The 14,492-nt window shown below is 70.8% G+C and carries 10 protein-coding genes; 4 read left to right on the top strand and 6 right to left on the bottom strand.

Annotated elements, in window-relative coordinates; genetic code table 11:
- Positions 1-418: 418 nt before the first annotated feature.
- The 5 genes from ACFY9I_RS14635 to ACFY9I_RS14615 all read right to left on the bottom strand — a co-directional run bounded on the left by ACFY9I_RS14635 (position 419) and on the right by ACFY9I_RS14615 (position 7,509).
- On the bottom strand, positions 419-1,921 hold the full coding sequence (locus tag ACFY9I_RS14635; RefSeq protein ID WP_391001327.1) for a hypothetical protein: 1,503 nt from the start codon (positions 1,919-1,921) through the stop codon (positions 419-421).
- 361 nt (positions 1,922-2,282) lie between these two features.
- A complete protein-coding gene (locus tag ACFY9I_RS14630; RefSeq protein ID WP_391001324.1) occupies positions 2,283-3,389 on the bottom strand; it encodes a hypothetical protein in 1,107 nt (368 codons plus the stop codon).
- A 138-nt stretch (positions 3,390-3,527) separates the two neighbouring features.
- Positions 3,528-4,478 (bottom strand): N-acetylneuraminate synthase family protein, encoded by a 951-nt coding sequence (locus tag ACFY9I_RS14625; RefSeq protein ID WP_391001321.1) that lies wholly within the window; start codon positions 4,476-4,478, stop codon positions 3,528-3,530.
- Between the two features lie 14 nt (positions 4,479-4,492).
- Entirely contained in the window at positions 4,493-6,103 is a 1,611-nt protein-coding gene (locus tag ACFY9I_RS14620) for a cytidylyltransferase domain-containing protein (RefSeq protein WP_391001319.1), read from the bottom strand.
- Between the two features lie 35 nt (positions 6,104-6,138).
- Positions 6,139-7,509 (bottom strand): DUF6716 putative glycosyltransferase, encoded by a 1,371-nt coding sequence (locus ACFY9I_RS14615; RefSeq protein WP_391001316.1) that lies wholly within the window; start codon positions 7,507-7,509, stop codon positions 6,139-6,141.
- Positions 7,510-7,707: 198 nt separating this feature from the next.
- Between ACFY9I_RS14615 and ACFY9I_RS14610 the strand changes: the two genes are divergently transcribed.
- From ACFY9I_RS14610 to ACFY9I_RS14600, 3 genes are read left to right on the top strand one after another with little or no spacing between them, the layout of a single operon-like run.
- Entirely contained in the window at positions 7,708-8,685 is a 978-nt protein-coding gene (locus ACFY9I_RS14610) for a glycosyltransferase (RefSeq protein WP_391001313.1), read from the top strand.
- Positions 8,682-10,016 carry a polysialyltransferase family glycosyltransferase gene (locus ACFY9I_RS14605; RefSeq protein ID WP_391001310.1) on the top strand — a complete coding sequence of 445 codons (1,335 nt, stop codon included), beginning with the start codon at positions 8,682-8,684 and terminating at the stop codon, positions 10,014-10,016. The genes ACFY9I_RS14610 and ACFY9I_RS14605 overlap by 4 nt, the downstream gene beginning before the upstream one ends.
- Positions 10,017-10,020: 4 nt before the next feature.
- A complete protein-coding gene (locus tag ACFY9I_RS14600; protein ID WP_391001307.1) occupies positions 10,021-11,226 on the top strand; it encodes an acyltransferase family protein in 1,206 nt (401 codons plus the stop codon).
- Positions 11,227-11,311: 85 nt separating this feature from the next.
- Here the strand turns inward: ACFY9I_RS14600 and ACFY9I_RS14595 are convergent, their stop codons facing one another.
- Positions 11,312-12,892, bottom strand: coding sequence for a methylmalonyl-CoA mutase family protein (locus ACFY9I_RS14595; protein ID WP_391001304.1), 1,581 nt, complete (start codon positions 12,890-12,892; stop codon positions 11,312-11,314).
- A 248-nt stretch (positions 12,893-13,140) separates the two neighbouring features.
- On the opposite strand from ACFY9I_RS14595, the gene ACFY9I_RS14590 reads away from it, so the two are divergent.
- Positions 13,141-14,070: a L,D-transpeptidase family protein gene (locus tag ACFY9I_RS14590; RefSeq protein WP_391001301.1), complete on the top strand. Its 930-nt coding sequence runs from the start codon at positions 13,141-13,143 to the stop codon at positions 14,068-14,070.
- The last annotated feature ends 422 nt before the right edge of the window (positions 14,071-14,492 follow it).

Here is a 14,492-nt window from a genome sequence, read left to right as displayed (position 1 = left end):
GCGCTCGACGACGCGGTCCACCGGGGTGACCGGGGCGTCCCTCAGGGAACGCCGGGGTTGCCCGCGAATCCCATCGTTTAAACGTCCGGGGGTGCCCGAACGATTCCCACACTCCACGGATACCACGTCCTCGCCATCCCACGGTGCCGGAACCCTCACCTCGGCGCGACCGTTCCGCTACGTCATGTGTTCGACGAGGGTGTGCGGCGGTACCGCTGGGAAGGGACGAGAGGGGCAGTGGCCTGCGCTTCTGGGGGCGATCAGGGCGGTGGGGGTCACTTGGTGTGATCGGGGGGCGTAGGGGCGCCCAGGGTGACGCGGATCACGAGACGGCGCGGGCGTGCGGCCGATGGGAGTCATTCGTTTCAGAGCCGGCCGGCTGTCAGTGGTGGCCGTCGGACCCGACGCGCGCCGGCTGTCAGTGGTGGCCGTCGGACCCGACGCGCCGCTCGTACACCGTCACCCGCCGGCCGCGTACCTGCTCGTCGGCCACCGCGGTGAAGTACTGCTTCAGCACGGCGGTCTTCATCCGGTCGCGCTCGGCCGTCACCGGTCCGGCCACCTGGTCGGCGTCCGTCACCAGGAGGATCCGTCGGTGGGTCAGCATGTCGGCACGTATGCGGTCCGGGTCGGCCTCGACGCCCTTCAGGGTTCCGGACTGCTCCGGGCTCTCCGTCAGAGCGATGTCCCGCAGGCCGGCGAAGGCGTGCGGCGAGACGGACTTGGTGTCCCGACGTGCCGCCGGGACGAAGAGCACCGCGTTCCCGGTCCTCTTCAGCCGCCGCACGTCCGACGCTATCGCCAGGACGTCGTCCACCCTGCTCGCAGGGGACCGCTTCGCCAGGGACTGTGGCAGCAGTGCCGCCGTCGCCGCCGCGACCACCACGGGGAGGATCCACTGCGCGGCTCTCGGGAGCCGGGGCCTGACAGCCCGTACCGCCGAGTCGACGATCGCGCCGATCAGCAGCGCCAGGCCCAGGAAGCTGAAGAGGACGTACCGGTCCAGGAACAGGGGCCGGACCAGGGAAAGACCGACGAGGGCGAGCTGTGGCAGAGCCAGCAGCGGCAGTCCGACGGCCGCCACCGACAGCCGGCCCGCTCTGAGAGGCCGGTCGAGGAGGGCTCCCACGCCCCCTGTCGCCAACAGGACGGCGGGGGCGATCAGCATGTGCCAGGTCAGCGGCGGGATCCATGACACCTGAGCGGACTGGCCCCGGCTGAAGAGGATCAGTGGCAGCACACAGACCGTGGCGGCCGCGGCGGCCACGGCCCAGCGTGTGCGGACTCCCCGCCCGGCACGGGCCAGGAGCAGAGTCACCAGATGCGCCGGAAGGATGAGGAGCGAGAGCCAGTTGAGCAGCCCGATCACCAGCACAGTGGCGCCGTACGCGGCCCAGTGCGGTGTACGGACAGGTCTTCGGAGTCCGGTCACGAGCAGCAGGGTGGAGATCGCGGCCCCGGCGGCGACCAGCGCGTAGGGCCGGCCCTCCTGGAGGTGGAACTGCACAGCGGGCAGCAGTCCGAACGCCATACCGCCCGCCAGGCCCGTGCGCATACCGGCCAGCCGGTGGCCGATGACCGCAACGCAGGCCGCCGCCACCCCCATGGCCAGCACGGATGGCAGCCGCAGGGCCGTGGTGCTGGGGCCGAAGCACTCGAACACCGCGTGCATGAACAGGTAGTAGCCCCCGTGCACCACGTCGACGTTCCCCAGCATGCGGCAGATCTCGGCGGTGGAGCGTCGGGCCACCTGCCAGGTCGCCGCCTCGTCCCGCCACAGGCTGTCCTGCCGTGACAGGCCCCACAGGCCGAGGGTGACGGTCCACAGCGACGGAATCAGCCAGACGAGGATGTCGTGCCGTGGGAGGCCGGTGCGCGAGGAGGTGAACGTGGCCTGTGTCCTCGCAGGGCGGGAAGCCATACGTGACGTGCGGTCAGTGAGCATGCGGGGTGCTTTCGGAGCGGCTATGGAACCGGGCTGCGAGCCGGAGAGGCGTGGAAGCCGCTCACTGGCCACGGTTCGTAAGAGGCGTATCGCCCCTGCCGGGATCCGAAAAATGCCTATGGGATCAGATGGGCCGTTCCGGCGTCAGTGCCGATGGGCGTCAGTGCCGATGGGCCGATGGGCCGACTGGTCTATGCGTCGCCGCGTCTACACGTCACCGCATCGATGGCCGACCGGTCGACTGGTCGACGGCCGACTGCGACTGCCGACTCGCCGACTGGCCGACTGGCCGACGCGTCGACGGTCCGCCTGGCTCGACGACGGGCGCGGGCTCGCCTCAGAGAGGCGCCACCGACGAGAGCCGGTGGACGTCCCGTGCCGTACCCGTGACGCCGGACAGGAAACCCTGGGCACGGGGGGAGGCCTTCTCGGTCAGCCAGCTCGGGTCGATGTCGCAGACCGCGACGCGTACGTCCGTGCCGGCCAGCGCGAGCGGCAGGGTGTGGACCACCGTCGAGGGGAAGCTCAGGATCGTACGGCCGATGGGGCCCCGGCGGGCGATGAGTTCGAGGGGGAGGTCCGGGCGGACGATCTCCAGGCCCGTCTCCGTCGCCAGGGTGTGCAGTTTCTCGGCGCTCTCGCGGCGGTGGGCGAAGTAGCGGGTCGCGCTGTGGCCGGTCGCGAGGGAGCGGACCGCTTCCAGGTAGCGGCCGCCGTCCACCACTCCGGTCTCCACCAGGGACGTGCCCACGAGGTCGGCGCCCTTGGTGAGGCGGGGCGGGCCGAAGCGGGCCCGGGTCCAGGCGAAGTCGTTGGCGGTGACGAAGACACCCTCGGGGGTCTCGTCGATCGGCATCGATGAGAAGACCTCGACGTGTCGGCCGGCGGTCGGGGTGAGGCGCTTGCGGGCCTTGGCCGAGACCGGGGCGAAGACGAGGTCGCGGGGGCCGGGGCGGCCGCCCTTGCGGTGCCAGCGGACGAGGCGTTCGCCGCGGGCGAGCTGGGAGACGAACTCCATGGTGGCGGTGCCGTCGTCGACGACGACCACGTCCGTCGCCCGGGTGATCGTCAGCAGCAGTTGGACGTATCGGGAGAAGGGGTCGCCCAGGACGACGCGGCTCGCGGCGCGCAGCAGCGGGGCGAGGCCGCCGATGGTGCGGAAGGGGGCGGCGGTGCCGCCGCGCGCCTCCTCCCAGCGCACGTCGTGGCCCTCGTCCCGGGCCAGCTCCGCCATGCGGCGCAGCTGGCCCCGGGTCATGGGGTCGTTGGGCGACAGGACCACGAGGGTGAGCACCGCGCCGCCGGAGCCGAAGGGCCCCACGGCGGGGTCCCCGGGCGTGCCGAGGGCGTGGGCGTGTGCCCACTCCAGCACGTTCAGAAGCTGTACCGGGCTCTCGACGAAGGCGAGAGTGTGGGGGCCGGCGGTTCCGGCGCGGGGGCTCATCGACGTATGACCGTCGCTTCCGTGAGTACGGACCTTCTGGGGGCGGGGGTGGGAACGCCTGCCCGGTGCGTACCGGGTGCCGCTGCGCCCACCCGTGCCGCCCCGGCGGCACGACTGCCCGCAGCCACGGCGGTCGTGTCAGACGCCTACCGGCTCGCCGACCGGCTCGCCGGCCGCCGCCGCGATCTCCGCCTCGGCGACGACGCCGGTGACACGGCGCAGCTTCTTCATGGGGCCGAGCTCGGAGTCGTAGACCTTCTTGACGCCGTCGCCGAGGGAGGCCTCGATGGTGCGGATGTCGCGGACCAGGCGGGTGAGGCCCTGGGGTTCGACGGAGGCGGCCTGGTCGGAGCCCCACATGGCGCGGTCGAGGGTGATGTGGCGCTCGACGAAGGCGGCGCCGAGGGCGACGGCGGCGAGGGTGGTCTGCAGGCCTGTCTCGTGGCCGGAGTAGCCGATCGGGACGTTCGGGTACTCGGCCTGGAGCGTGTTGATGACGCGGAGGTTGAGCTCCTCGGCCTTCGCCGGGTAGGTCGAGGTGGCGTGGCAGAGGAGGATGTTGTCCGAGCCGAGGACCTCGACCGCGTGGCGGATCTGCTTCGGGGTGGACATGCCGGTGGAGAGGATGACCGTGCGGTGGGTGGAGCGCAGGGCGCGCAGCAGCTCGTCGTCGGTCAGGGAGGCGGAGGCCACCTTGTGGGCGGGGACGTCGAACTTCTCGAGGAAGGCGACGGCCTCGGTGTCCCACGGGGAGGCGAACCAGTCGATGCCCTTCTCCTTGGAGTACTCGTCGATCTGGCGGTACTCGTCCTCACCGAACTCCACACGGTGGCGGTAGTCGATGTAGGTCATACGGCCCCAGGGGGTGTCGCGCTCGATGTCCCACTGGTCGCGGGGGGTGCAGATCTCGGGTGTGCGCTTCTGGAACTTGACGGCGTCGCAGCCGGCTTCGGCGGCGGCGTCGATCAGCTTGAAGGCGTTCTCCAGCTCACCGTTGTGGTTGATGCCGATCTCGCCGACGACGTAGACGGGGTGGCCCGGGCCGGCGGTCTTCGAACCGAACGTGCGCAGACGGGAGTTGGTGCTCATGACCGATGATTTCCTTACTTGGTGAGGGAGTCGAGAGAGTCGAGGGAGGGGCCGAGGATCCAGCCGGCGATCTCCCGGATCGCGCCTTCACCACCGGGGAGGGTGGTGACCGCGCGTGCGGCGCCACGCACGATGTCGTGGGCGCTTCCGACCGCCACGGGCCAGCCCACGAGGGCGAAGCACGGGAGGTCGTTGACGTCGTTGCCGACGTAGAGCACGCGCTCGGGCGCGATGCCCTGTTCCTCGCACCACTGCTTGAGTGCGAGGTCCTTCCGGTCGATGCCGTGGAGAACCGAGAGCCGCAGCTTGCGGGCCCGTGCGGCGACGACCGGGTTCTGTTCCGTGGACAGGATGAGCATCTTCAGGCCGCTCCTGCGGAGGGCCGCGATGCCGAGTCCGTCGCCGCGGTGCACGGAGACGAACTCCCGTCCGTCGGAGTCGATCAGCACCCTGTCGTCGGTCTGGGTGCCGTCGAAGTCGAGGACTACGGCGTCGATGTCGTCGTAGGTGGGGAGGGCGCCGGGCCGGTTCGCGTCGAAGAGGGGGGCGAGGGCCTGGGCGCGGGCGAGGTCGTGCGGGTCGTCGATCTCCAGGACCCGGGCGGGGTCGGTGCGGACGAGTTCCGTACGGCCGAAGAAACGGTGCTGGTGCTTGCGCAGCCCGGCCGCGTCCATGGCGTAGGCGGCGCCGGTCTCCAGCAGGTCCTGGGGGCGGTCCTGGCGGCGGGGGCGGAAGGACTTGTCGTGGTTGACGCCGTGGCCTCCGGCGGTGGAGCCGGGGGTGTCGTGGGCGTCGCCGTCCACTGCGACCGCCGGTGCTCCGCGGAGTGCGCCCGCCGGGCTCGACACGTCGGTTGCTCCGGCTGTGGCTCCCGCGCCCACGGCGGCTCGGCCGGGTACGCCGGTGCCGCTCGTGGTGGGTGCGTGGCCGCCGGTCGGCGCGTCGGCGCGGGCGGCCTCTTCCGCGCCGGACGTACCGCTCCCGGCGGCCTCGCCGGGCCTGCCTCCGCCCGACGCCGCGAACGCACCGTGCGCCACCGCGCCACCAGTCGCCCCCACGACCCCGTCGTACGCCCCCGCGACCCCGTCGTACGCCCCAGCCCCACGGGCCACCGCGGCGGCCACGGGCGCTTCGCCTGCGTACTCGTCCGCCGTGTCCCGCCAGATGAAGCCGTGGAAGGGGGCGACGGTGAGGGCGGTGTCGGCGCCGTGGTCGACGATGGCGCGGGCGACGCCGTCGATGTCCTCGCGGAGGATGAACGGGCTGGTGCACTGGACGAGGAGGACGACGTCGACGGCGGCGCCGTGGAGCGTCTCGTGGGCGTCCATGGCGTGCAGGACGGCGGCCTCGGAGGTCGCGGTGTCACCGGCGATGGCGGCGGGGCGCAGGACGACCTCGGCGCCCGCCTCCCGGCCCGCCGCGGCGATGGCGTGGTCGTCGGTGGAGACGACGACGTGCGTCACCAGTCCGGCGGCCAGGCACTCGCGGACCGCGCGCGCCACCAGCGGCACGCCGCCGACGGGGGCCAGGTTCTTCGCGGGGACGCCCTTGGAGCCGCCGCGCGCGGGGATCACGGCGAGGACGCGGCGTGCGGAAACCGCTCGGTCCGCTTCCGGACGGGACATGGGCTGTACTCCTTGCGCAGGGGACGGGTCGCGGCTCACAGCTCCCCCATCCGGCGGATGACGGGCGCCACGCGCTGCACTCCGTGGCGGTAGGCGCCGCGCGCGGCCCGGCGCACGATCTGCCGTACGGGCCCGGCCTGCCGGTCGGCGGCGGGCGCCCCGGGCAGCGGTTCCCCGTCGGGGCCGAGGTGGTGGCGGGCGAGGATGCCGGGCAGATAGCCGGGCGCGGTGACGGGCGTGTAGTACGGCGTCAGCGGCGGGAGTTCGGCGGCGGCGACCAGCTTGGCGATGCGGGCGCGGGCGGCGTCGAAGGCGGTGGCGTACGAGCCTCCCCCGGACTCCGTCCGGGATGCGCCGCCGGCGGCGACGCCCTGCCGTGCCACCCACTCCGGGTCCGGTACCGGCTCGTACCCGTCGTCCAGTTGGTCCCAGGAGGCGAGGCAGCCGGAGCCCACGAAGTGGTGGTTGCCGAGGGTCTCGCGGATGCCGAGGTCGGTGAGGACGACGGTGGGGATCCGGCGGTGCAGGGACTCCAGGGCGGCCGTGGAGCTGATGGTGACGAGCAGGTCGGTGGTGTCGAGGACCTCGCCCATGTTCCCGTACACCAGACGGAAGTTGGCGGGCGCGGCGCCACCGGGGAGCCGCTGCAGCAGCTTCTGGTACGGCAGTTCCTCGATGTGCGTGGTGTGCTCGCCGGGCTTGGAGCGCAGCTTCAGCAGGACCTGGCGGTCGGGGTGCAGCTTCGCGTGCCCGATGAGGCGGTTCAGCAGGTACGTACGGTCCCTGCGGTTGTCCGGGACGGAGGGCTGCGCGGCGAAGACGACCGTGTAGGGCCCGCGCCCTTGCTCCGCGGAGGGGTCCTCCGCGCCGGCGTACGGCCTGCCGCCCAGGAAGGGCAGGGCGACCTCGGTGACCGAGGAGGCGTCGGCGCCCACGCCCTCGTACACGGCGCGGAAACGGTCCGCGTCCTGGCGGGAGTTGGCGAGGACGAGGTCCGCGCCGTGGCGCAGCAGCAGACCGTCGGCGAGCTTCTCGTAGACGACACCGACGTAACCGGTGACGACCACGGGCCGTTCGGTACGTCCGTCCCAGGCGCGGCGCAGGCCGTGCAGCATCGCCTGGACTCCCCCGCCGACGAGGGCGAGCACGACGACGTCGTACGCGTCCCGCGTCACGGCGCGCAGGAACTCTACGGCGGTCACCTCGCGCAGGGAGTCGGGGCGGACGCCGACCTCCTCCAACTGGCGGGCGGTGGGGGTGGCCCGGCCGCGCAGGAGGAAGCCGTCGAGGCGGATGTCCGACTGCTCCGGAGCGAGGCGGTTCGCGGTGAGCGCGCCCCATTTCCACCGGGTGTCGGAATCCGCGAGTACGGCGACTCGCAGGCTGTTCGTAGCACTTGCTGGCACGTCGAAGACGCTAGGAAGCAATTTCGTTGATCGGCCCAACCCGAATGCAACAAAGGGTTAACAGCACATCGCCGAATGGCGAATCGGGGCGCGGAAGTTGCGGGAAAAAGCCTGGTTCACGGTACCGCCACGCGTCGTTCACCTGGTATCAAGCAGGTGGTCAAGACGAATGCCGGAGTGCGCCCTAACGTCACTGACGTGGTCAAGCTCTCCGTCATCGTGCCGTTCTACAACGTGCGGCAATACGCGCCCGACACCCTGAAGAGCCTCCGCGCGAACGCGCGCGAGGACTTCGAATTCATTCTCGTCGACGACTGTTCCCGCGACGAGACACCGGACATTCTCGCGCGCGCGGAGCGCGAGCTTCCGGGGGCGGTGTACGTCAGACACGAGAAGAACGGAGGTCTGGCGACCGCGCGCAACACGGGCATCGACGAGGCCCGCGGCGAGTATCTGACGTTCCTCGACGGGGACGACTGGCTCGCCCCCGGCTACTACCCGCGGCTGCTGGGCGCCATCGAGGAGTTGGGCTGCGACTTCGTGCGCACGGACCATGTCCAGTGCACCGCGCGGGCCCGCTCGGTCCACCGGGTGCCCAACGGGCGACGCGGCGTGGTGATGAACCCGCGGGACGCGATCCTGCCGGCCGACCGCTCGACCTCCGTCGACTACGCGTACGCCTGGGCGGGTGTCTACCACCGCCGACTGGTCGACAAGGGGGTGCTGCACTTCACCCACGGGCTGCGCACGGCGGAGGACCGGCCGTGGATCTGGAAGCTCCACCGGGAGGCGGATTCCTTCGCCACGGTGGGGCTGCTGGGCGTGTACTACCGGCGCGGCGTGGCCTCTTCACTGACCCAGATCGGTGACGTACGGCAGCTCGATTTCATTCGCGCGTTCGACCAGGTCATCGCGGAAACCGCGAAGGACCGGGACGCGGACGCCCTGCTTCCCAAGGCCGTGCGCACCTATTGCGCGATCATCTCCCATCACCTGGGATCCATCGAGAGGTTCGAGCCGGCGGTGGCACGGAAACTGAAGTCGATGAGCGCGGTGGCGCTGCGCCGAATGCCGCAGGACGTGCTGGACGAGGCCCTCGACTCCATGGACGTCCAGCGCGCCACCCGGCTGCGCAGGCTGCGCCGCCGTCCCGCCGGCACGGGGGTCGCCGCGTGACCACGCAGATCTTCATGGCGTCCACGCTGTACGGCACGGCCACGCTGGCCGCCGCCCTGGACACCGAGTGCTTCCGCCCGGCCTCCCGGCGCATCCTGCTGGTCTCCAACAACGCGACGACGCCGGAGACGGCCCCCGCCGTGGACGAGATGCCGGGCTTCGAGCGGCTTCGCTCCCGCTTCGACGACGTGATCTCCTGGAACGAGACCATCTCCCCATTCCACCCAGGCGGTTGGTCCCCGCGCATGGACGACGTACCGCTGTGGGAGCGGCATCTGCGGCTGCTGTGGAACCTGGGGGACGACGACGTCGAGCTGGCCGTGGAGTCCATCCAGGTCCACCCGGCGCTCGGCTTCGCCCAGATCTTCACCGGCGCCCCGGTGACCGTGTACGCGGACGGCCTGATGAGTTACGGCCCCACCCGCAACAAAATCGACCCGCTGGTCGGCACCCGTATCGACCGCCTGCTGCACCTGGATCTCGTACCGGGTCTGAAGCCGCTGCTGCTCACCGAGTTCGGGGTCGAGGCGGAGATCGTGCCGACGGACGCCTTCGTGAAGGTGCTGGCGGAGCTGGTCGACACCGGTGACGACGTGCCCGCGATCGAGGAGCCGGCGCTGCTGCTCGGCCAGTACCTCTCCGCGCTCGGCATCCTCACCGCCGAGGAGGAGGAGGACCTCCATGTACGGATGCTGAGGGGCGCGGTCGCGTTGGGGCACGGCACGATCGTGTTCAAGCCCCATCCGAGCGCCCCGGCCCGCTGGTCACGTGCTCTGGAGAAGGAGGCGGAGCGCCTCGGCGCCGAACTGACCGTCCTCGACGTCCCGGTCCTCGCCGAGGTGCTCTACCAGCGGATGCGTCCGGCACTCGTCGTCGGCTGCTTCTCCACCGCCCTGCTCACCGCCTCGGCGCTGTACGGGCTGCCGGTCGCCCGTGTCGGCACGGGCACCCTGCTGGACCGGCTCGCGCCGTACGAGAACAGCAACCGGGTGCCCGTCACCATCGTGGACGCGCTGCTGCCGGAGCTGGGCGACCGGGCGGCGGTCACCGCGCAGCAGCCGGGTATGGGGGCGGCGGATCTGGGCGCCCTGGTCCGGGCGGTGGGGTTCGCGATGCAGTCGAAGATCTACCCGTCGTTGCGCGCGGAGACCGAGGCCTATCTGACGCGACATCCGGGCGCCCACACCCTGCGGTACTTCAAGCGCCGCCGGCTCACCTCGCTGGGGCTGCCCGGCGGCGTCCCCGTCCAGCTCGCGTTCATCCCGCGCAACGCCACCGTGCGGAGAGTCGCGCGGCGGGCCCGGTCACTGAAGAGGGCGACACTCGGCTGATCCGATGAACTCACCCGCGAAGACAGCACCCCTGACCACGTCCGCGCAGGCGCCGCCCCTGGAGGCGGCCCTGCCGGGCATCCGCCCGGACGATCCCACGCGCAGAGCGGGACCGGAGACGGCCCTCGTCCCGCCCCGTACCACGCGCCGGGCCCCCGCCCCGCGCCTGCGCGCGCTCGACGGACTGCGGCTGCTCGCCGCGCTGATGGTGGCCGCGTACCACTACGGCGGCCGGGACGGCGAGATCTCCGAGGCGTGGGGCACCTCGCCCAGGCAGCAGTTCCCCACGCTGCACGAATGGTTCGCCTACGGCTGCCTGGGCGTGCAGGTCTTCTTCGTGATCAGCGGCTTCGTGATCTGTATGAGCGGCTGGGGCCGGCCGCTGCGGTCCTTCTTCGTCTCTCGCGCCACCCGACTGCTGCCCGCCTACTGGGCGGCGGTGATCCTGGTGACGGCGGTGTTCGCCCTGCCGGTGGTCGCGTACGAGGCGGTGTCACCGAGCGACGCGCTCGTGAACCTGACGATGCTGCAGCAGCCGCTGGGCGTGGACCGTGTGCTGGGCGTCTGCTGGACGCTGTGGGCGGAGGTCCGCTTCTACGCGCTGTTCGCCCTCTGCGTCGTCCTGCCGGGCGCGACCCGCCAACGCGTGATCATGTTCTGCGCGTGCTGGACGCTGGCGGCGGTGATCGCGCGGTCGGCGGACGAACCCCTCCTGGACGTCGTGCTGATGCCGGAGTACGCGCCTTTCTTCATCGGCGGGATCGGCCTCTACCTGGTCCACCGCGACCGGCGTGACGCGTACGCGTGGGGGATCGTGGCGGTGAGCTGGCTGATCGGCCAGCACTACGCGGTCCGAGGACTGTGGCACGCCCCGAACCCGGATTTCTTCTCCTACCGCACGTCGTTCGGCATCGTCCTCGTCGTCACCCTGGGCTTCGTGGCGGTGGCGGCGATCGCCCTCGGCCGGCTGAACCGGATCAACTGGCCCTGGCTGACGGTGGCGGGTGCCCTCACGTACCCGTTCTACCTGGTCCACGAGCACCTGGGGTGGGTGGTGATCCAGGCCCTGCACCGTGACGCCGGTCTGCCGTCGGCGGCGACCTTCGCGCTGGCGATCCTGTCGATGCTGCTGGTGGCCTGGCTGCTGTACCGCTACGTGGAGAAGCCGTTCACGCCACGGCTGCGCGGAGTGCTCGACCGATCACGGTGAGGGCGCACCCTCCGCCCTCGGACATGGGGAGAAGTGGCGCACGCCGCTCCGGCACTCAGCCTCAGAAGGCGTCGCTCACTCAGCCTCAGAAGGCGTCGCTGGGGACGTACGTCCCCCACACCTCCCGGAGGGCGTTGCAGACCTCGCCCACCGTGGCGCGGGCCTTCAGGGCCTCACGCATCGGATAAAGGACGTTGTCCTCGCCCTCGGCCGCCTTCTTCAGTGCGGCCAGGGCCGAGTCCACGGCCGGCTGGTCGCGCTCGGCGCGCAGCTTGGCGAGGCGCTCCGCCTGCTGGGCCTCGATCGCCGGGTCCACGCGCAGCGGCTCGTAGGGCTCCTCCTCGTCGAGCTGGAAGCGGTTGACGCCGACCACGACCCGCTCACCCGAGTCGGTCTCCTGCGCGATCCGGTACGCGGAACGCTCGATCTCGCTCTTCTGGAAACCGCGCTCGATGGCCGCCACCGCACCACCCAGGTCCTCGACCTTCCCCATCAGCTCGACCGCGGCCGCCTCCACGTCATCGGTCATCCTCTCCACGACGTACGACCCCGCGAACGGGTCCACCGTGGCCGTCACATCCGTCTCGTACGCCAGCACCTGCTGCGTACGCAGGGCCAGACGCGCGCTCTTGTCCGTCGGCAGCGCGATCGCCTCGTCGAAGGAGTTCGTGTGCAGCGACTGCGTACCGCCCAGCACCGCCCCCAGACCCTGCACCGCCACCCGGACCAGGTTCACCTCCGGCTGCTGGGCCGTGAGCTGCACGCCCGCCGTCTGCGTGTGGAACCGCAGCATCAGCGACTTGGGATTGCGCGCACCGAACTCCTCACGCATCACCCGCGCCCAGATCCGCCGGGCCGCCCGGAACTTCGCGACCTCCTCCAGGATCGTCGTACGGGCCACGAAGAAGAACGACAGACGGGGCGCGAAGTCGTCGACGTCCATGCCCGCCGCCACCGCCGTACGGACGTATTCGATACCGTCCGCAAGAGTGAAAGCGATCTCCTGCGCCGGAGAAGCCCCCGCCTCCGCCATGTGATAGCCGGAGATCGAAATGGTGTTCCATTTCGGGATCTCGGTTTTGCAGTACTTGAAGATGTCCGCGATCAGACGCAGCGACGGCTTCGGCGGGAAGATGTACGTCCCCCGCGCGATGTACTCCTTCAGCACGTCGTTCTGGATCGTGCCCGTCAGCCGGTCCGCACTGACACCCTGCTCCTCACCGACCAGTTGGTACATCAGCAGCAACAGCGCCGCCGGTGCGTTGATCGTCATCGACGTCGAGACCTTGTCCAGCGGAATCCCGCCGAACAGCACCCGCATGTCCTCCACCGAGTCGATCGCCACCCCCACCTTGCCCACCTCGCCATGGGCGATCGGAGCATCGGAGTCATGCCCCATCTGGGTGGGCAGGTCGAAGGCGACCGACAGCCCCATCGTGCCGTTGGCGATCAACTGCTGGTAGCGGGCGTTGGACTCCACCGCCGTACCAAAACCGGCGTACTGACGCATCGTCCACGGCCGACCGGTGTACATCGACGGATACACACCCCGGGTGAACGGGTACGACCCCGGCTCACCCAACTTCTCCACCGGATCCCAGCCCTCCAGCGCCGACGGCCCGTACACCGGCTCGATGGGCAGTCCGGATTCCGACTCGCGCGCCATGGTGTGTGCCTCCGTGCTGCTCGGTTGCTGGCTGGTTACTTGCCAGTACGACGACCCTCGCGACGGACTGTAGCGGCGGCCGTTCGCCCGGTGGAGGGCCCCACGCTGGGACCTTGCTCACAACCATGCCCCTTTGTTCGCTACGGGTCACGCTTGGGAAACCTCTTTCGGACGCCCTCCGGAAGCTCTCCGGCGGAGCGACCGGACACGGGCGCGTCGGACGCGCCGATGAGACGACGGGGAGCCGAATGCGTACCAAGGACATGCGGAGATCGGTGGCCGCGCTCGCGGCTCTCGTCGTGGCGGGCGCCTGCACGGCCCAGGGCGTCCAGGTGCACGGCGGCCAGCGCCAGCCCGTGCGCGTCGACGTGACCGCCACACCGAGCGCCGACCCGAAACAGGACGATCGCGCCAGGGCCGACAGCAATGACAGCGGTGACAGCGGTGACAGCGACGGCGACGAGGTCGGCCGCGACGGCAAGGGCGCCCCCGAGAAGTCCCCGACGACCGTGCCGCCCTCCCCCACTCCGACCCCCACCCCCGCCCCGAGAGTGCTCTGGGACCAGGGCGATGAAGGGCCGGAGGTGCGCGAGTTGCAGGCGCGGCTGCGACAGGTCGCCTGGCTCTTCGCCGGGCCCACTGGCACGTACGACGATCTGACGGTCCGGGCGGTCAGGGGTTTCCAGGGCAAGCGGGGGTTGCCGCAGACCGGGAAGACGGACACGGCCACCTGGGAGCGGCTGCTGAGGATGACGCGGGAGCCCGGCAAGTGGGACCTGTACGCGTACGGCGGGCAGTCGGCCGCGTCCCCCGATCCGCGCTGCACGACGGGCCGGGTGCTGTGCATCAGCAAAACGAGCCGCACCCTGCGCTGGATGGTGGACGGCAGGACGCTGTCGACGGTCGAGGTGCGGTTCGGCTCGCAGTACACGCCGACGCGCGAAGGCGTGTTCCACGTCTACTTCAAGTCCCGCGACCACTGGTCGACCCTGTACGACACACCCATGCCGTACGCGATGTTCTTCAGCGGCGGGCAGGCCGTCCACTACTCGTCCGACTTCGCCGTCCGGGGCTACTACGGCGCCTCGCACGGCTGCGTCAACGTCCGTGACGAAGCGAAGATCGCGCAGCTCTTCGAGCAGGTCAGGAACGGCGACAAAGTGGTCGTGTACTGGTGACGAGGCGCTCTTGTCCGCCACCGAAGAAGTGGAGTGACGTGCGCCACATCACGCATAGCGGGAGGGCGTCCAACGCGTCAGGAGGAGCAACGGGTCCACAGGGGACCACCACGGGGGATCACGGGGGATGGAGTATGGGGCGCGGGCGGGACCGGGGGAACGTGTCCCGCCCGCGCCGAGGTGCACGAGCCGTAGGTACGGGGGGAACCCCGGCTCTGTGCGACGGCCGATGACCAGTCGGCTCACTCATTACTGCGCCGGGGCGGCTGAAAGTGTTACCCGTTCCGCGAAAGAATTCGGTGTGTCTATGAAAGCGCAGGTCAGGGAGGGTGCGTGAGTACGGTCAGGGGGAACGGTGCGCGAGCGCCGGCCACCGAGACCCGCAGCGGGCGAGCGTGGGGCACGGGGGCGCGAGCGATGGA

Origin of the sequence: Streptomyces sp. NPDC012510 (assembly GCF_042955065.1) — a bacterium.
GTDB lineage: Bacteria > Actinomycetota > Actinomycetes > Streptomycetales > Streptomycetaceae > Streptomyces.
Note: the sequence above shows the minus strand (reverse complement) of the source record. Positions and strands in the feature narration are given on the sequence as shown.